General features: G+C 73.3%; 15 protein-coding genes. 5 read left to right on the forward strand and 10 right to left on the reverse strand.

Annotated elements, in window-relative coordinates:
* The first annotated feature begins 159 nt into the window (after positions 1-159).
* The 3 genes from ACHFIV_RS21640 to ACHFIV_RS21650 all read left to right on the forward strand — a co-directional run bounded on the left by ACHFIV_RS21640 (position 160) and on the right by ACHFIV_RS21650 (position 5183).
* Positions 160-1962 carry a glycoside hydrolase family 15 protein gene (locus ACHFIV_RS21640; RefSeq protein WP_398971541.1) on the forward strand — a complete coding sequence of 601 codons (1803 nt, stop codon included), beginning with the start codon at positions 160-162 and terminating at the stop codon, positions 1960-1962.
* 96 nt (positions 1963-2058) lie between these two features.
* Positions 2059-3456 (forward strand): FAD-binding oxidoreductase, encoded by a 1398-nt coding sequence (locus ACHFIV_RS21645; RefSeq protein ID WP_398971490.1) that lies wholly within the window; start codon positions 2059-2061, stop codon positions 3454-3456.
* 98 nt (positions 3457-3554) lie between these two features.
* Positions 3555-5183: a PucR family transcriptional regulator gene (locus tag ACHFIV_RS21650; protein WP_398971492.1), complete on the forward strand. Its 1629-nt coding sequence runs from the start codon at positions 3555-3557 to the stop codon at positions 5181-5183.
* Positions 5184-5187: 4 nt separating this feature from the next.
* Here ACHFIV_RS21650 and ACHFIV_RS21655 read toward each other — a convergent pair whose 3' ends face one another.
* The 5 genes from ACHFIV_RS21655 to ACHFIV_RS21675 all read right to left on the reverse strand — a co-directional run bounded on the left by ACHFIV_RS21655 (position 5188) and on the right by ACHFIV_RS21675 (position 10323).
* On the reverse strand, positions 5188-6267 hold the full coding sequence (locus ACHFIV_RS21655) for a glycosyltransferase family 4 protein (protein WP_398971495.1): 1080 nt from the start codon (positions 6265-6267) through the stop codon (positions 5188-5190).
* A 173-nt stretch (positions 6268-6440) separates the two neighbouring features.
* Positions 6441-8186, reverse strand: coding sequence for a DNA repair protein RecN (gene recN, locus ACHFIV_RS21660; RefSeq protein ID WP_398971497.1), 1746 nt, complete (start codon positions 8184-8186; stop codon positions 6441-6443).
* 82 nt (positions 8187-8268) lie between these two features.
* Positions 8269-9192: an NAD kinase gene (locus ACHFIV_RS21665; RefSeq protein WP_398971500.1), complete on the reverse strand. Its 924-nt coding sequence runs from the start codon at positions 9190-9192 to the stop codon at positions 8269-8271.
* Positions 9189-10004, reverse strand: coding sequence for a TlyA family RNA methyltransferase (locus ACHFIV_RS21670; protein ID WP_398971503.1), 816 nt, complete (start codon positions 10002-10004; stop codon positions 9189-9191). The genes ACHFIV_RS21665 and ACHFIV_RS21670 overlap by 4 nt, the downstream gene beginning before the upstream one ends.
* A gap of 7 nt (positions 10005-10011) precedes the next feature.
* Positions 10012-10323 (reverse strand): hypothetical protein, encoded by a 312-nt coding sequence (locus ACHFIV_RS21675; RefSeq protein ID WP_398971506.1) that lies wholly within the window; start codon positions 10321-10323, stop codon positions 10012-10014.
* 42 nt (positions 10324-10365) lie between these two features.
* On the opposite strand from ACHFIV_RS21675, the gene ACHFIV_RS21680 reads away from it, so the two are divergent.
* Positions 10366-10713 (forward strand): alkyl sulfatase C-terminal domain-containing protein, encoded by a 348-nt coding sequence (locus ACHFIV_RS21680; protein WP_398971509.1) that lies wholly within the window; start codon positions 10366-10368, stop codon positions 10711-10713.
* A gap of 9 nt (positions 10714-10722) precedes the next feature.
* Here the strand turns inward: ACHFIV_RS21680 and ACHFIV_RS21685 are convergent, their stop codons facing one another.
* The 4 genes from ACHFIV_RS21685 to ACHFIV_RS21700 form a co-directional block, all read right to left on the reverse strand.
* Positions 10723-11526 carry an ABC transporter ATP-binding protein gene (locus tag ACHFIV_RS21685; protein ID WP_398971512.1) on the reverse strand — a complete coding sequence of 268 codons (804 nt, stop codon included), beginning with the start codon at positions 11524-11526 and terminating at the stop codon, positions 10723-10725.
* A 56-nt stretch (positions 11527-11582) separates the two neighbouring features.
* Complete coding sequence (locus ACHFIV_RS21690) at positions 11583-12641, reverse strand: FecCD family ABC transporter permease (protein WP_398971515.1); 1059 nt, start codon at positions 12639-12641, stop codon at positions 11583-11585.
* A complete protein-coding gene (locus ACHFIV_RS21695; RefSeq protein WP_398971516.1) occupies positions 12638-13699 on the reverse strand; it encodes a FecCD family ABC transporter permease in 1062 nt (353 codons plus the stop codon). The genes ACHFIV_RS21690 and ACHFIV_RS21695 overlap by 4 nt, the downstream gene beginning before the upstream one ends.
* Before the next feature lie 84 nt (positions 13700-13783).
* A complete protein-coding gene (locus ACHFIV_RS21700) occupies positions 13784-14812 on the reverse strand; it encodes an HAD hydrolase-like protein (protein ID WP_398971519.1) in 1029 nt (342 codons plus the stop codon).
* A gap of 72 nt (positions 14813-14884) precedes the next feature.
* Here ACHFIV_RS21700 and ACHFIV_RS21705 point away from each other — a divergent pair, with 72 nt between their 5' ends.
* A complete protein-coding gene (locus tag ACHFIV_RS21705) occupies positions 14885-16165 on the forward strand; it encodes a DUF1015 family protein (RefSeq protein WP_398971522.1) in 1281 nt (426 codons plus the stop codon).
* Between the two features lie 89 nt (positions 16166-16254).
* Here ACHFIV_RS21705 and ACHFIV_RS21710 read toward each other — a convergent pair whose 3' ends face one another.
* Positions 16255-17058, reverse strand: coding sequence for a hypothetical protein (locus tag ACHFIV_RS21710; protein WP_398971543.1), 804 nt, complete (start codon positions 17056-17058; stop codon positions 16255-16257).
* Positions 17059-17314 lie beyond the last annotated feature (256 nt).

Here is a 17314-nt window from a genome sequence, read left to right on the forward strand (position 1 = left end):
GTCGTATCCTGCTCGGACACTCGCTGCCGAGTTGGCCGGCCCAGCGGCTCCACCCCAGCCCGCTCACCCGCGCAAGAGCTCGTCGGTTCTACTACAACGACCCCTTGACCAGCAGTAAGCGCCCTCCGGGGCGACATGGCCGTTCGACTGGAGACGCACGTGGCCGGGCGCATCGAGGATTACGCACTCATCGGAGACATGCAGACCGCAGCCCTGGTCTGCCGGGACGGCACGGCGGACTGGCTGTGCCTGCCCCGTTTCGATTCACACGCAATTTTCGCCGGACTTCTCGGCACCGAGGAGAACGGCTTCTGGCGGCTTGGCCCCGCCCGCCCCGAGGGGGCGGAACCCGCGGCGGCGGACCGGCGCCGCTACCGGGGCGACTCCCTCGTCCTCGAATCGGAGTGGGACACCCCCCGCGGCACGGTCCGCGTGACCGATTTCATGCCGCCGCGTGAAGGTGCCCCGCAGCTGATCCGCATCGTGGAGGGCGTGAGCGGCCGCGTGCCGATGCGCTCCGAACTGCGGATGCGTTTCAGTTACGGACGGGTCACCCCCTGGGTCCACAAGGTCGACGGCCGTACGGTCGCCGTCGCCGGGCCCGACTCGGTCTGGCTGGACACGGACGCGGAGACGTACGGCCAGAATCTGACGACGTACTCGGACTTCACCGTGGCCCCGGGTGACCGGATCGCCTTCACGATCAGCTGGCAGCCCTCCCACCACGAGCCGCCCGGTGTCCCGGAACCGGAGGCCTCCCTGGAGGCGACGGAGAACTTCTGGCGCGAGTGGGTCGAGCAGTGCACGTACCACGGTCCCTACAGGGAGGCGGTCGTCCGTTCCCTGATCACGCTGAAGGCGCTCACCTACGCGCCCACCGGCGGCATCGTCGCGGCTCCGACCACGTCGCTGCCGGAGGACATCGGCGGCTCGCGGAACTGGGACTACCGCTACACCTGGCTGCGGGACGCGGCGATCACGCTCTCGTCCCTCCTGCGCACGGGGTACCGCGAGGAGGCCCGCGCCTGGCGCGAGTGGCTGCTGCGGGCCGTCGCGGGCGACCCGGAGAACCTGCAGATCATGTACGGCATCGCGGGCGAGCGGGAGCTCGGCGAGGCGGAGCTGGACTGGCTGCCCGGTTACGAGAACTCCGGCCCGGTCCGGGTCGGCAACGGCGCGGCGAACCAGCTCCAGCTCGACGTGTACGGCGAGGTCACCGAGGCGTTGCACCTGGCGCACATGACGGGTCTGACCCGCAACGACTACGCGATGGGGCTCCAGCTCAAGCTGATCACCTACCTGGAGAAGCACTGGGAGGAACCGGACGAGGGCATCTGGGAGGTGCGCGGGCCGCGCCGGCACTTCGTGCACTCCAAGGTGATGGCCTGGGTCGCCGTCGACCGGACGATCAAGCTGATCGAGTCTGGGGACGCGGAGGGCCCGCTGGAGCGGTGGCTCCAGCTGCGTGACGACATCCACCGCGACGTCTGCGAGCGGGGCTACGACCCGGAACGCAACACGTTCACCCAGTCCTACGGTTCCCGGGAGCTGGACGCGTCCCTGCTGCTGATCCCTCAGATGGGCTTCCTCCCCCCGGACGACAAGCGCGTCATCGGCACGATCGAGGCGATCCAGCGGGAACTGTCCACGGAGGACGGCTTCGTCCTGCGTTACCCCACCGAGGGCGACGACGCCGGTGTCGACGGCCTGGAGGGGGACGAGGGCGCGTTCCTGGCGTGCTCGTTCTGGCTGGCGGACGACCTGGCGATGATCGGCCGCGTCGACGAGGCCCGCCGGCTCTTCGAGAAGCTGCTGTCCCTCCGCAACGACCTCGGTCTGCTGGCGGAGGAATGGGACTCGGGGCTCCAGCGCCAGGTGGGGAACTTCCCCCAGGCGTTCAGCCATGTGCCGCTGATCGACACGGCGCTGCGGCTGACGGCCAGCGGGGCGTACGTCGGCTGACCCGGAGGGCGTGGCGGGACTCCCGCGGAACGGCCGGAGTCCGCGGCCGGACCTACGATGGAAGGGTCCTGTCACGCCCTGCGAAGGGGGCACAGCATGACGCCCCGCACCTCCCCTCCGGACGCCGTTCCGGCCGGCCTCCGCCCTGGTTTCACCGGCGGGATCCACGTACCGGGCGATCCCGGCTACGACGAGGCCCGCACCGTCTTCAACAGCATGATCGACCGCAGACCCGCGGTGGTGGCGCAGTGCGCCTGCGAGGAGGACGTCGCGCGGGCCCTGCGTTTCGCACGCGACGAGGGCCTGGAGGTCGCCGTTCGCGGAGGCGGCCACAGCGTGGCGGGCATGGCCCTGAGCGAGGGCGGTCTGGTGGTCGACCTGCGCCGTCTGCGCGCGGTGGAGGTCGACCGGGACGCCCCGTCCGTCCGGGTCGGCGGCGGCGCGGTCATGAGCGACCTGGACCGGGCCGCCCAGCCGTACGCCCTGGCGACCACGGGCGGGCGCGTCTCCACCACCGGCGTCGGCGGGTTCACCCTGGGCGGGGGCTCGGGGTGGCTGGAGCGCAGGTTCGGGCTGGCCTGCGACAACCTTCTGGCCGCCGACCTGGTGACGGCGGACGGCGGCACCGTGCACGCGAGTGCGGAGGAGAACCCGGAGCTCTTCTGGGCCCTGCACGGCGGCGGTGGCAACTTCGGCGTGGTGACCGCCCTGACGCTGCGCCTGCACGACCTGCCGGCGATGAGCATGGCGCTGCTGCTGTTCCGCCCGGAGAACGGCCCGGAAGCGGTCCGTACGTACCGGGACGTCATGGAGTCCGCCCCGGACGCGGCGGGCGGCGCCTGCCTCTACATCACCGGGCCGCCCGAGGAGTGGGTGCCCGAAGCCCTGGTGGACCGGCTCGTGTGCGCGGTGCTGGTCACCTACGCCGGGTCGGAGGCGGAGCTCCGTGACGTGGCGGCGCCCGTGCTGGCGCTGGAGCGCGAGGCGGAGGTCGTCACCGCGATCCCGTACGCGGACCTGCAGTGCATGCTCGACGACCCGCCCGGTATGCGGAACTACTGGTCGGCGGAGTACCTGGACGGATTCCCCGACGAGGCCGCGGCGGCGTTCTGCGCGGGCGCGGCCACGTTGCCCGTCCCCTCGAACTCGCAGCACGTGCTGTTCCCGATGGGCGGGGCGGTGGCGAGGGGGCCGGACGACTATCCGCTGCCCTGGCGCGCCTCCCCCTGGGCGGTGCACCCGTTCGGTGTCTGGGAGAGCGAGGCGGACGACGAACGGGCCAGGCGGTGGGTGCGCGGGGTGCGCGCGGCGATGAACCCGTGGGCGAGCGGCGCGGTCTACCTCAACTTCATCGGGCGCGAGGGGCAGGAGCGGGTCGTCGCCGGGTTCGGCGAGCGGGCCTATGAACGGTTGTCGCGCGTCAAGGCCCGTTACGACCCGGACAACGTCTTCCACCTCAATCACAACGTCAAGCCCGCGGTGGCCGTGGTGTGACGAGCCACGGCGGGGCCCGGTAGCTTCCTGACCGGGGCGTTCGCGCCTCACGTACACGAGCGCGCGAGCGCACGAGTGGAAGCACGAGGCCGGAGCCAGTGGAGACAGAGGGCGGGATCACCGTGCGGCGGGCGCTGGAGCTGCCCGGGCTGCGCGGCGGAGTTCCGGAGGTGCTGACCTGTGAGAACCGGCTGGACCGTACCGTGCGCTGGGTGCACGCCGGGGAGGCGCCGAACATCCCCGCCCTCCTCAAGGGCGGGGAACTGTTGCTGACGACGGGTCTCGGCCTGGGGTCCCGGCCCGCCGACCAGCGGGCCTTCGTCCGCAGGCTGGCCGACCGCGGGATCGCCGCCCTCGTGGTGGAGCTCGGCCCCCGTTTCAGCCGGCTGCCCGCCGCCATCGTGGAGGCGGCGCGGACCGCGGGGCTGCCGCTCGTGCAGCTGCACCGCGAGGTGCCGTTCGTCGCGGTGACCGAGGAGATCCACACCGAGATCGTGAACGGCCACTACGCCCTGCTCCAGCGTGCGGAGGAGGTCCACCGCCGGTGCACGCAGGCGGTGCTCGGCGGCGGCGGGGTGCCGCAGGTCCTCGGGATCCTGGCCGACTTCGCCGCGAACCCGGTGTTCCTGGAGACTCCGGACGGCCGGCTGCTGTTCGCCGCGGGGACCGGGACCGGACCGGTGGGCGCGGATCCGCTGCAGGTCTGGGAGGGGCTGCGCGGGGCACGCGCGGCCCGTGAGGCGCCCCCGGCCGGAGCGGTCCTGGTGGAGGTGCCGGGAGGAGGGCCCGGGGCCGGGTCCGTGCGGGCCAGGCTGGTGCTGCTCGCGGTGTCCGGCCCGTTGGTCACGGTGCACAGGATGGCGGCCGAGCGGGCGGCGGGCATCCTGGCGGTCGTGCTGATGCAGGCCCGCCAGGAGGAGGAGGTCGCGGCACGGGGGCGCGGTGACTTCCTCACGGATCTCGCCGAGGGCCGGATCGCTCCCGGGGACGCTCCCGCGCAGGCCGGGGTGCTCGGGTTCAGGCCGGGCGGGGATCCGCTGCTGCCGGTGGTGATGCGGCTCGCCCCCGAGTCGGCGCCCCCGGGCAGCTGGGCCCTCCTGGCCAGGGCCGTGACGGAGGAGGTCGCGGCGGTGGGCGCGCCGGTGCTCGTGGGGGTCCGCCCGGTGGAGGGGCGGGTCCCGCTGCTGCTGGCCCTGCGCCCCGGGACCACCCGCACGGTACTCGCGGACCGGGTGGCGGCGGCTCTGCGAGCGGGGGCCGGACGGGCGGGCCTGGAGCGGGCGGGAGACCGGGCGCCGGTCGTGGTGGTGGTCGGGGCCACGGGCGGCTGGGCCACGGCCGGTACGGGGCTGAAGCACGCGGCGGACGCGGCGACGGCCGCACAGGGGCTGGGGGAGCAGCCCTGGTACGACGCGCGCCGCCTGGACATCGATCTGCTGCTGTGGCGGCTGCGGGACCATGCGGATCTGGCGTCCTTCGTGGACCGGGCGATCGGGCCGCTGCGGGAGCACGACCGGACGTCGCGCCCCGCCCTGCTGCCCACGCTGGAGGCCTATCTGGCTCACGCGGGCCGCAAGGCGGAGGCCGCACGCGACCTTCATCTGAACAGGCAGACGCTCTACAACCGGCTGGCACGCATCGGTGAGCTGCTCGGCACCGACCTGGACGACCCGCAGTCGGTACTGGCGCTGAGTCTGGCCCTGCGGGCCCGCCGCCACACGCGGTGAGCGCTCACGCGCCGGCGGCCGCCAGGGGCTGCGCCAACTCGTCGTAGACGGAGAGCACATGGGCGATCGTGTCGTCCTCCGTCGGCCAGCCCGCCGCCTGCGCGCGCCCGGAGCGGGTGAGCCGTTCCCGGCGCGCGGGGTCGCCGAGGAGCCGTGCGACGGCGCCGGCCAGCGCCTCCGCGTCGCCGTACGGGACGAGCTCGGCCGCGTCGCCGACCAGTTCGGGCAGCCCGTCGGCCCGGGCGGCGACCAGTGGGACGCCGAGCCGCAGGGCCTCCTGGGCCAGCAGCGGCCCGCCCTCCCCGCGTCCGGACAGCACGGCGATGTCGGCGGCGGCGAGGAGTTCGCCGACGTCGTCCGAGCCGCCGGTGAGGACGACGGGCAGCCCTTCCGCGGAGATCCGGCGCCGCAGGGCACCTGCCCGGGGCCCCTCCCCCACGACGGCCAGCAGGGGCAGCGGTTCGAGCCCCCGCCACTCACGCGCCGCGTCCAGCAGCGTGTCGTGGCCCTGCTGAGCCACCGAGACCAGCAACGGCCTTCCGACCGCACCCAGTTCGGCGCGCACCTTGCCGTCGCCCGGGCCCCGGGGGAAGCGGCTCGCCGGGATCGCGGCCGGCGCGAGCCGGGCATCCCTGGCGCCCCGGCGGCGGGCCCTGTCGACCAGGTCCCACGACGTGCCCAGCAGGACGGCGGCCGCGCGGGCGGCCCTGCGCTCCAGCACGCGCAGCAGCCGGCCGCGGGCTCCCTCGGCGTGGGCGCGGGTGTGCCAGGTCACGACCAGCGGGGTGCCCCGGCCGCTGAGCGCGATGCCGGCGCGTACGGCGGCGTGCAGTCCGTGGGCGTGGACGATGTCCGCCCCGGCGCAGGCGGTACGGAGCGCGGCGACGGCCGCCGGGTCACTGCGCCGGGGCACCGCGACGAAGCGGGCCCCCGTGGCGGGAAGGCCGTGGGCGCGGCCGGTGCCGGCCGGGGCGCAGACGGTGACCTGTACGCCTCGGGCGACCAGGCCCGCGGCGAGCGAGCTGACATGAGCGCTGCTTCCGGCACCGCCGCCGAGCACTTGGACCGTACGCAGCTGTGACACGTTGATCGGCTCCCGGGGCTCCCGAGTCGGCGGTATGAACAACGCCAAGGATGCCAGTCCGTACGCACGTTCCGGGACTGACGAAACGTTGTTCCCCTCCCCGCGTCGGCAGCGGGACGGCCCGCCCACCCGTACGAGTGAAGCGGGCGGTCCGAAATTGACGCCGCCGACCGCTATCCGTCGGCCCGCGCCGTCGCCAGCAGCTCCTCGGCGTGGGCGCGTGCGGTCTCGGAGTCCTCCTGCCCGGCGAGCATCCGGGAGAGTTCCCGGACCCTGTCCTCGCCCTCCAGGACCGTGACACCGCTCCTGGTCACCGATCCGTCCACGGTCTTCTCGACCAGCAGTTGCCGGTCCGCGAAGGCGGCGACCTGCGGCAGGTGGGTGACCACGACGACCTGGGCGGACCTGGCGAGCTTCGCCAGCCGCCGGCCGACCTCCACGGCCGCCTTGCCGCCGACCCCCGCGTCGACCTCGTCGAAGAGGTACGTCGGTACGGGGTCGGACCCGGCGAAGACGACCTCGACGGCGAGCATCACCCGGGACAGCTCACCGCCGGAGGCGCCCTTGGCGATCGGCCGGGGCTGGGCGCCCGGGTGCGGCGCCAGCAGCAGCTCCACCTCGTCGGCGCCGGACGGCCCGTAGAGCACGCTCCGGCCGCCGATGTCGATACCGGACGCCTCGTCCGGCGCCTCGCTCTGCCTGATGGCGAAGGAGACCCGGGCGTGGGGCATGGCGAGCGACGCCAGCTCCTCGGTGACGGCCGCGGCGAAGCGCGCGGCCGCCTCGGTGCGCGCGTCGGTCAGCTCCTGCCCGAGGACGGAGAGCTCGGCGCGCAGCGCGTCGCGTTCCGCCGTGAGCTCGCCGATGCGGTCGTCGTCACCCTCCAGCTCGGTCAGCCGGGAGGCACCCTCCTCGGCCCAGGCGAGCACGGAGGTGATGTCCTCGCCGTACTTGCGGGTGAGCGCGGTGAGTGCGGCGCGCCGCTCCTCCACGGCGGCGAGCCGCAGCGGGTCGGCGTCCAGCTGGTCGGCGTAACCGGCGAGCTCCCCGGCGACGTCGGCGAGCAGGATCGAGATCTCGCCGATCCGGTCGGCGAGCGCGGCCAGCGCGGGGTCGTGCGCCCGTACGGCGTCCAGGGAGCGTCCGGCGGCCGCGACGACCGTGGTGGCGTCCACGCCCTCCTGGTCCTCCGGATCGCCCGCGAGCGCCGCGTGGGCGAGGGCGGCCGCGGAGGCGAGCGCCTCGGCGTGACCGAGCCGCTCGGCCTCCGCGGCGAGTTCGGTGTCCTCCCCGGGCAGCGGCTCCACGGCGGCGACCTCTTCGAGGCCGAAGCGCAGCAGATCCGCTTCCTGGGCGCGCTCCCTGGCCCGGGTGGTCAGCTCGTCGAGCTCCGTGACGACGGCGCGCAGCCGCCGGTAGGCCGCCGCGTACTTGGCATGCGGGACCTCGACGCCGTCACCGGCGTAGCGGTCGAGGGCCTGGCGCTGACGTGCGGGCTTGAGCAGTCCCTGCTGGTCGGTCTGGCCGTGCACGGCGACGAGTTCGTCGGCGAGCTCGGTGAGCACTCCCACGGGCACGGATCTGCCCCCGAGGTGGGCGCGCGACCGCCCTTCCGCCGAGACGGTACGGCTGATGATCAGCGCGCCGTCCTCGATCTCGCCCCCGGCCTCCTCGGCGCGTACCGCGGCCGGGTCACCGGGGGACACGGTGATCCGCCCCTCGACGACCGCGGCCTTGGCGCCGACCCGCACCAGGGCGGGATCGGCGCGCCCGCCGAGCAGCAGCCCGAGGCTGGTGACGACCATGGTCTTCCCCGCGCCGGTCTCACCCGTCACCGCGGTGAAACCGGGTGACAGCTCCACCACCGCGTCGTCGATGACTCCGAGCGACCGTATCCGCATCTCCTCCAACACGGACATGACCTTACGAGGTCCCGGACCCGGTGTGCGACGGACCCCGGTGCCGGGTTCACCCGCGCGGGTGTGCGCAGCGGCCCCGGACTCAGTGCGGAGCGCCCCGCCAGCCCTGTACGGGCAGCGCGAACTTGGCCACCAGCCGGTCGGTGAACGACGCCTGGTGCAGCCGCGCGAGCCGGACGGGCACGGCGCCGCGCCGCACCTCGACCCTGGCCCCTGCGGGCAGCTCCACGGTCCGGCGCCCGTCGCACCACAGCACCCCGTGCGGGGTGTGCGGCTGGACCTCCACGGCCAGGACGGAGTCGGGCGAGGTCACCAGCGGCTTCGCGAAGAGCGCGTGGGCGCTGATCGGCACCATGAGCAGTGCCTCGACCTCAGGCCAGACGACGGGTCCGCCCGCCGAGAAGGCGTACGCGGTCGAACCGGTCGGGGTGGCGCACACGATCCCGTCGCACCCGAAGCCGGTCACCGGGCGGCCGTCGATCTCCAGGACGACCTCGAGCATCCGCTCGGGCGACACCTTCTGGACGGCGGCCTCGTTGAGCGCCCAGTCGGTGTGCACGATGTCACCGTTGCTGTGCACGATGACGTCGAGCGTCATCCGCTCCTCGACCTGGTACGCCCGGGTGACGACCCGGTCCACGACCTGGTCCAGGTCGTCGCGCTCGGCCTCGGCGAGGAAGCCGACCCGTCCGAGGTTGACGCCGAGCATCGGGACGCCGGAGGCCCGGGAGATCTCTGCGCCGCGCAGCAGCGTCCCGTCCCCTCCGAGGACGATCAGCAGTTCGCAGCCGTCCACGGCCGCGGGGGTCGCGTCGGTGACCGTCACGACGGACGGCGGCAGCGGAAGGTCCTCCGCCTCCACGGCGAGCACCCGGACGCCGAGGCCGTTGCGCAGCAGGCCCTGGACGACGAGCTCGGCGCTGCGGATCGCGGCAGGCCGGCCGGTGTGTGCCAGCAGGAAGACGATGCGTTCCGCGTTCCCGGGTTGTACCGCATGCGTCGTCAACGGGGCCCCTCCGCCACTGCACGGTCGACATCGGCGGGATCCAGCTCAGGTGCGCCGGCCCGCAGCCACAGAAAGTACTCGACGTTCCCCGACGGACCGGGCAGCGGGCTCGCCGTGACCCCTTGGACGCCCAGGCCCAGCAGACCGGCCCGGCGCGCCACCTCCCGTACCGCTTCGGCCCTCAACTCGGGACTGCGGACCACTCCACCGCTGCCGAGGCGCTCCTTGCCCACCTCGAACTGCGGTTTGACCATCAGCACCAGGTCGGCGTCGGGGGCCGCGCAGCGCGCCAGGGCCGGCAGCACCAGGCCGAGCGGGATGAACGACAGGTCGCCCACCACCAGGTCCACCTCCTTGCCGTCAATCTGCTCCGGCGTCAGCTCCCGTACGTTGGTACGGTCCTTGACGGTGACGCGTTCATCGGACTGCAGGGACCAGGCGAGCTGTCCGTAGCCGACGTCCACGGCCACGACGTGGCCGGCGCCGGCGCGCAGCAGCACGTCGGTGAAGCCACCGGTCGAGGCCCCGGCGTCCAGCGCCCGCCGCCCCTCGACCTTCAGCCCCAGGGGTCCGAAGGCGGCGAGGGCGCCCGCGAGTTTGTGCCCGCCGCGCGAGACGTACTCGGGATCGCTGTCGTCCTCGACGACGACGACGGCGGCGCTGGTCTCGACCTGGGTGGCGGACTTCGTCGCGGTGTTCCCCCCGACGGTCACCCGCCCCGCTGCGATCAGCTGGCTCGCGTGCTCGCGCGAGCGGGCGAGCTTGCGGCGTACCAGCTCGGCGTCGAGGCGGCGACGTGCCACTCCTGCCACGTTCGGTTCAGCTCCTGTGGTCGTGCGCGGGCGTCGGTGCGGGTGCGGGCCGCGCGTCCAGCGAGGTCAGTTCCTCGCGCAGCCCACGGTGTACATCCTCGTACACCTCGGTGTGGCCGTCCGTCGCGAGGTGGTCCGCGTCGGCCAGCCGCTCGAGACGCGTGTCGACACCGGCGTGCCCGGTGGGGGTGCGCGCGACGCCGAGGGGCGCCGGCGGTACGGGGTCGAAGGAGGGCGCGGGAGGCACGGCGGGCGCTGCTGCGGCCTCGTCCGCCTCGTCCCGCCGCGCCGGCTCCGGCTCCGGCATCCAGTCGCTCATGCGGGAACGCTACCCCGAAGGGCCGGTGTACCGTCGGTGACGATGGCGACCATGGCGGAGTGCCGCAGCGCACTCGACACACTTTCCGACAATCTGGCGGGGGCGGACGGCGACGTGCGCCGCGCCGCCGACCTCGACCGCTCGTTGAGCTGCCACATCAGGGATCTCGACGTGACGTTCACCGGGCGGCTGGCGAACGGCCGGATCCAGGTGCTGGACACGCACGAGGGCCCGCCCCGGGAGAAGGCCGAGATCCGGCTGGCGATGACCGGGGACGACCTGGTGGCCATGGTCGACGGCGAGCTGAAGTTCGCGAAGGCCTGGGCATCGGGCCGGGTGCGGCTGGAGGCGGGCTTCCGCGATCTCATGAAGCTCAAGTCACTCCTGTGACCGGCGGCCTCAGGCGGAGGCCTCCACGCGCTTCCTGCGGGCGGCGGGGACGACGAGCGGCGTTCCCGTCTCGGGGTCGTCGATGACCTGGCACCGCATGCCGAAGACGTCCTCGACGAGCTGCGCGGTGACGATGTCGCCGGGCGCGCCCTCGGCGATGACCGCGCCGTCGCGCATGGCGATGAGGTGCGTGGCGTACCGGGCGGCGTGATTGAGGTCGTGCAGTACGGCGACCAGCGTGCGGCCCTGCGTCTCGTGCAGTTCCGCGCAGAGGTCGAGCACGTCGATCTGGTGCTGGATGTCGAGGTACGTCGTCGGCTCGTCCAGCAGCAGCAGCGGGGTCTGCTGGGCGAGGGCCATCGCGATCCACACGCGCTGGCGCTGGCCCCCGGACAGTTCGTCGACGTAGCGGTCGCCCAGCCTCGCGACGCCGGTCGACTCCATGGACTCCTGCACGATCCGCTCGTCCTCGGGTGACCACTGGCGCAGGAGTCCCTGATGGGGGTAGCGGCCGCGTGAGACGAGATCGGCGACGGTGATGCCGTCGGGAGCCGTGGAGGACTGGGGCAGCAGCCCCAGCGTCCGCGCGACCTTCTTGGCGGGCATCCGGTGGATGGACTGCCCGTCCAGCAGGACGTCCCCGGCGTTCGGCTTCAGCATCCGGGAGAGGGCGCGCAGCAGGGTCGACTTGCCGCAGGCGTTGGGGCCGACGATGACCGTGAAGGAGTTGTCGGGGATCTCCACCGACAGGTCCTCGGCGATGATCCGCTGGTCGTAGCCGAGGGTCACCGAGTCCGCGGTGAGGCGCTGCATGGTCGTACTCCCGGAGTCTGTGGAGATGGTCTGCGAGGTGCCCTGCGTGCCCGGCCTCATATGCGTCCTGCCCTGCGCTCGGACACGAGGAGCCACAGCAGGTAGCAGCCGCCGAGCACGCCGGTGACGACGCCCACCGGCAGCTGGCGGTCGCCGAAGGCGTTCATGGCGGTCCAGTCGGCGACGAGCAGCAGGACCGCGCCCGTGCCGGCCGCGGCGGCCAGGTTGGGGCCGGGTGCGCGGGTGAGGCGGCGGGCGACCTGGGGCGCGCTGAGGGAGACGAAGACGATGGGGCCCGCGGCGGCGGTGGCGACGGCGACGAGCAGCACCGCACAGCTCAGCAGGACGAGCCGGGTGCGTTCCACCTGCACGCCCAGGGCGTGGGCGGCGTCGTCGCCCATCTCGATCATGCGCAGCGCCCGCCCGTGGCCGAGGATCAGCGGGACCAGCACGCAGCAGACCGCGAGGAGAGGCCAGACCTGGGCCCAGTCCCGGCCGTCGAGCGAGCCGGTCATCCAGACGACGGCGCGCGTCGCGTCGACGAGGTCGGCCTTGGTGATCAGGTAGTGGATCGCGGCGGTGAGCATGGCCGCGGCGCCGATGCCGACGAGGACGAGCCGGTAGCCGTGCACCCCGCGCTTCCACGCCAGCAGGTAGACCGCCGCCCCCGTGAGCAGACCGCCGCCGACGGCGCCCGCCGCGACCTCGGTGGGTCCCCCGCCGAAGAGCACGATCACGGTGAGGGCGCCGACCGCGGAGCCCTGGCCGAAGCCGAGGACGTCGGGGCTGCCGAGCGGGTTGCGTGAGACGCTCTGGAAGACGGCGCCGCCGACCCCGAGCGCCGCGCCGACGAGCAGTCCGACCAGGACCCTGGGCAGCCGAAGGTCCGTGACGATGAACTCCTGCTGGAAGGTTCCGTCACCGAGCAGGGTGCTGACGACCTGGCGGGGTGACATCGAGTAGTCGCCGCTGCCGATCAGCACCACTGCGGCGAAGGCCGCCGCGGCGAGGAGCAGCGCGATCACGGCGAACGCCCGCGCGTCCACGCGGAACGACAGTCCGCCCGCCGTCCGTACGGCGCGGACGGTCCTCGTGGTGTCCTGTGCGGCCTTCACAGCTGGGCCATCCTCTTCCGGCGTACGAGATGGATGAAGACGGGTCCGCCGAGCAGCGCCGTGACGATGCCGACCTGGAGCTCGGAGGGGCGGGCGACGACCCTGCCCACCACGTCGGCCCCCAGCAGCAGCACGGGCGCGAGCACGGCCGCGTACGGCAGGATCCAGCGCAGGTCCGGGCCCGTGATGGTGCGGACCAGGTGCGGGATCATCAGCCCGATGAAGACGATCGGTCCGCAGGCGGCGGTCGCCGCCCCGCAGAGCAGGGTGACGGCGACCATCGCGAGGACACGGGTGCGGGTCAGGTGTGCGCCGAGGGCCCTGGCCGTGTCGTCGCCCATCTCCAGCGCGTTGAGCGGCCGGGCGATGCACAGGGCCAGCAGCACACCGAGAGCGATGAACGGCCACACCTTGCCGACGGTCTCCGGGGTCGCCGAGGCCAGCGATCCCACGGTCCAGAAGCGCAGCCGGTCCAGCGCCGCCGAGTCGAGCAGCTGGACGGCGTTGACGTAGCCGAACAGCGCGGCGGTGACCGCCGTGCCCGCGAGCGCGAGCCGGACGGGATTCGCGGACCGGCTGCCGCCGAGCAGGTAGACCGCCACGGACACGATCGCCGCGCCGCCGAACGCGAACCACACGTACCCGGTCAGCGAGGTGACTCCCAGGAAGGTGATGGCCGACACGACGGCCGCCGCCGCGCCCGCGTTGACGCCCAGCAGTCCGGGCTCGGCGAGCGGGTTGCGGGTCAGCGCCTGCATCACGGCACCTGCCAGCCCCAGGGCGGACCCGACGATGAGCCCGAGCACGGTGCGAGGTACACGCACCTCCCGTACGAGGACGTCGCCGCCGGTGCCCGAGTGGTGGAACAGTCCGTGCCACACCTCGGAGAGCGGGAGGGCCTTGGCACCGATCGCGATACTCGCGAGGCACACCAGCACCAACGCACCGACCGCGAGGGCCAGGCCCGCGGCTCGCACCGCGTGGCGCCCGGAGCGCGTGCCCGTCTCCGGCGCGGCGGGGGGGCCGGAACTCGATGAGGGAGGACTCTCTGTCAACACCTGGTTAGGTTAGCCTATCCTCCTATCTTCTCAACTTCCGCGTACCGCCGGTGATCCGGCCCCCTGCGCACCCGCCTCGCCCCCTCACAGCTCCAGGCCGGCCACGGCCTTCCTGGCGTCGAGCCGGCAGGAGCCCTCACCGGCGTACGTCCACGCCGCCCCGCACAGAGCACGCAGCCCGTCGATCCCGTCGCCGCCGCCCTCCAGCACGAGTGCGTCCCCACGGACCACGGCCGTCCAGCCGCCGCAGCGGACCCCGCCGTCCTCCTCCGGCACCTCGGGCTGACCGGTGAGCAGCCCCCTCAGGTCCCGGTCCACATACGTCGGGCGGTACTTCGGTTCCGCCGCGATCAGCTGCTCGGCGTCGGTCACCCCGGTGAGGACCAGCAGCGAGTCCACGCCCCCGTTGAACGCGCCCTCGATGTCCGTGTCCAGCCGGTCCCCGACGACCAGCGGCCGCTTCGCCCCGGTCCGCAGAACGGTCTCGCGGTGCATCGGCGGCAGTGGCTTGCCCGCGACCTGGGGCTCGGCACCGGTCGCGATCCGTACGACCTCCACGGCCGCGCCGTTGCCCGGCGCGATGCCCCGGGCGCCCGGAATCGTCAGGTCCGTGTTCGACGCGAACCACACCGCCCCCCGCGAGATCGCGTACGCCGCCTCGGCGAACCGGCCCCATGGGAGATCGGGTCCGCCGAACCCCTGCGCCACGGCGACGGGTTCGTCGTCCGCCGACTCCACCGGCACCAGTCCGCGCTCGCGCAGCGCGACCCGCAGACCCTCCCCGCCGACCACGAGCACCCTCGCCCCGGAGGGAAGCTGATCGGCCATCAGCCGGGCCACCGCCTGCGCCGACGTGATCACATCAGCAGGATCGGCCGGCACCCCCAGCTCCGTCAGGTGCTCGGCCACCGCGTCCGGGGTCCGCAACGCGTTGTTCGTCACGTACGCCAGACGCATGCCGCCCGCGCGTGCGCTGCCCAGCGACTCGACGGCGTGGACGATCGCATGCCCGCCCGCGTACACCACCCCGTCGAGATCGAGCAGCGCCGTGTCGTACGCCTCGCTCAGCGCCTCGCTGCTCCCGAGCGGCCGGGACCTGTACTGCTGACTCATATGCCTGCGCTCCTCTTTCCATGCCTCTCCCCCGATCATCGCGCATCGCGACAGCCCGCATACCATGCCCCGATGAACACTTCCGGGCCCGCCGCCGGCGGGGGACTGCGACTGATCCCCTTCCGCGGACTGCGCTATGTCCCCGACCGGGTCGGCAGCCTGGCGGCGGTGACCTCACCCCCGTACGACGTCGTGGTCCGGCCCGACGGCCTGCACCACCTCGAGTCCGCGGACCCGCACAACATCGTCCGGCTGATCCTGCCGCAGGGGGCCACGGCCGCCGCGCGCCACCAGCAGGCGGCCGAGACCCTGCGGCGCTGGCTCGCCGAGGGCGTGCTCGCCCCGGATCCGGAGCCCGTCCTCTACGTCTACGAGCAACGGGCCGGCGACGCCCTGCAGCGCGGTGTGATCGGGGCCCTGGCGCTCACACCCGCGTCGGAGGGCGTCGTGCTGCCCCACGAGGACGTGATGGCCGATGTCGTGGAGGACCGCGCCGACCTGATGCGCACCGCCGCCGCGCACTTCGAACCCCTGCTCCTCAGCTACGCGGGGGACGGCGGGCCGCGCGGTGCGACGGCCGTCATCGAGCGGACGGTGGAAAGGCTCCCTCTTCTCACCACGACGACCGAGGACGGTGTCGGCCACCGTCTGTGGGCCGTCACCGATCCCGCGGAGCGGGCGGAGATCGAGTCGGACCTGTCCCACCGCCAGGCTCTGATCGCGGACGGCCACCACCGCTGGGCCACCTACCTCAGGCTCCAGCAGGAGCAGTCAGGACCCGGCCCCTGGGACTTCGGTCTGGTCCTCCTCGTCGACACCGCGCGCTATCCGCTGCGGGTGCGTGGCATCCATCGCCTGCTGCACCGCCTGCCGGCCGGCGACGCGCTCCGCGCCCTGGACGGCCTGTTCCGCGTCCGCACCCTCGACGGCCCCCTCCAGCAGGCACTGGACGTCCTCGGGAACACCACCACGGAAGGCAACGCCTTCCTCCTCGCCGGTGACGGCCGCTTCCATCTGGTCGACCGGCCCGACGAGCACCTGCTGTCCCGGACGGTCCGCGCCGACCGCCCGGCCGCCTGGCGCTCCCTGGACGCGACCGTGCTGCACTCCACGCTCCTCGACGACGTGTGGCGCATCCCCGACGACCCCGCGCACATCGCCTACATCCACGACACCGCGGCGGCGGTCGAACAGGCCGAGCGACACGGCGCCACGGCGGTCCTGATGCGTCCGGTGCGCGAGGAAGTCGTCCGTGAACTCGCCAGGCAGGGCGTCACGATGCCCCGCAAGTCGACGTCGTTCGGCCCCAAGCCGGCCACCGGCCTGGTCCTGCGGAGCCTGGGCACCGGCTGACCCGGGTTCCGCCCGGGACGCACGACGCAGAAAGGGGCGGCACCCGATGAGGGTGCCGCCCCTTTTCACGTTCCTTGACTCAGCGAAGCTCAGGCCCTCGCGGAACCGCCCGCGTCGCCCGCGTCCTCGTCGCCGTCCTCGCCGTCCAGCCCGTCCACGTCCTGGTCGTCCGAGTCGTCCTCGTCATGACCGTCCACGTCATGACCGTCCACGTCATGGCCGTCCGTCCCGTGGCTTGCGACGTCGGCCGGTGCGCCGATGTGCTCTTCGTCGTCGCCGAGCACGTCGACGAACTCGACACCGTCGAGTTCGGCCAGCCGGTCGGACGCGTCGGTCGCACCGTCCTTGTCGGCCTCCATGGCCTTCCCGAACCACTCACGGGCCTCGTCCTCGCGTCCTGCTTCCAGAAGCGCGTCGGCGTAGGCGTACCGCAGGCGCGGCGTCCACGAGTGGACGGCGCTGGACGCGAGCTCCGGGCTCTGCAGCGTGACGATGGCGGCGTCGATCTGCCCCATGTCCCTGCGTGCGCCGGCGGCGACCAGGCGCATCTCGACCTGCCCGGCCTTGTCCAGCTTCTGCACCTCGGGCTCGCCGGCCATGGCCATGGCCCGCTCGGGCCGGCCCAGTCCGCGCTCGCAGTCAGCCATGACGGGCCACAGTTCCACGGAGCCGGTCATACGACGCGACGCCCGGAACTCCGCCAGCGCCTCGGCGTACCTCTGGGTGGCGTACGCGGCGAAGCCGGCCGCCTCGCGCACGGCGGCGACCCTCGAAGCCAGGCGCAGAGCGATGCGCGAGTAGGCGTAGGCCTGCTCAGGGTCCTCGTCGATCAGTCGGGCGACCATGACGAGGTTCCGTGCGACGTCCTCAGCGAGGGTCTTCGGCAGGCTCATCAGCTCCTGCCGGACGTCCTTGTCGATCTCGTCGCCGGTGACGTCGTCGGGGATCGGAAGCCGCTTGATGGGCTCACGGTCACGCTCGTCGCGTCCCTGGTAGCCGCCACGGTCGTCGCGGCCCCGGTATCCACCGCGGTCGTTGCCCCGGTCGTTGTCACGACGCGGCCCACGGTCCCGGTCGTCACGGCGGAAGCCGCCACCGGAGCTGCCACCCCGGCTGTCATCGCGGCGGAAGCCGCCACCGGAGCTGCCA

The sequence above is a fragment of the Streptomyces sp. ALB3 genome (assembly GCF_044385685.1).
Lineage (GTDB): Bacteria > Actinomycetota > Actinomycetes > Streptomycetales > Streptomycetaceae > Streptomyces.

Coding starts and splice junctions, on each gene's coding strand:
- ACHFIV_RS21675 (WP_398971506.1), bottom strand. CDS start 10,323: ATGAGCGACTGGATGCCGGAGCCGGAGCCGGCGCGGCGGGACGAGGCG.
- ACHFIV_RS21700 (WP_398971519.1), bottom strand. CDS start 14,812: ATGAGTCAGCAGTACAGGTCCCGGCCGCTCGGGAGCAGCGAGGCGCTG.
- ACHFIV_RS21710 (WP_398971543.1), bottom strand. CDS start 17,058: ATGAGCCTGCCGAAGACCCTCGCTGAGGACGTCGCACGGAACCTCGTC.
- ACHFIV_RS21645 (WP_398971490.1), top strand. CDS start 2,059: ATGACGCCCCGCACCTCCCCTCCGGACGCCGTTCCGGCCGGCCTCCGC.
- recN (WP_398971497.1), bottom strand. CDS start 8,186: ATGTCCGTGTTGGAGGAGATGCGGATACGGTCGCTCGGAGTCATCGAC.
- ACHFIV_RS21705 (WP_398971522.1), top strand. CDS start 14,885: ATGAACACTTCCGGGCCCGCCGCCGGCGGGGGACTGCGACTGATCCCC.
- ACHFIV_RS21685 (WP_398971512.1), bottom strand. CDS start 11,526: ATGCAGCGCCTCACCGCGGACTCGGTGACCCTCGGCTACGACCAGCGG.
- ACHFIV_RS21680 (WP_398971509.1), top strand. CDS start 10,366: ATGGCGACCATGGCGGAGTGCCGCAGCGCACTCGACACACTTTCCGAC.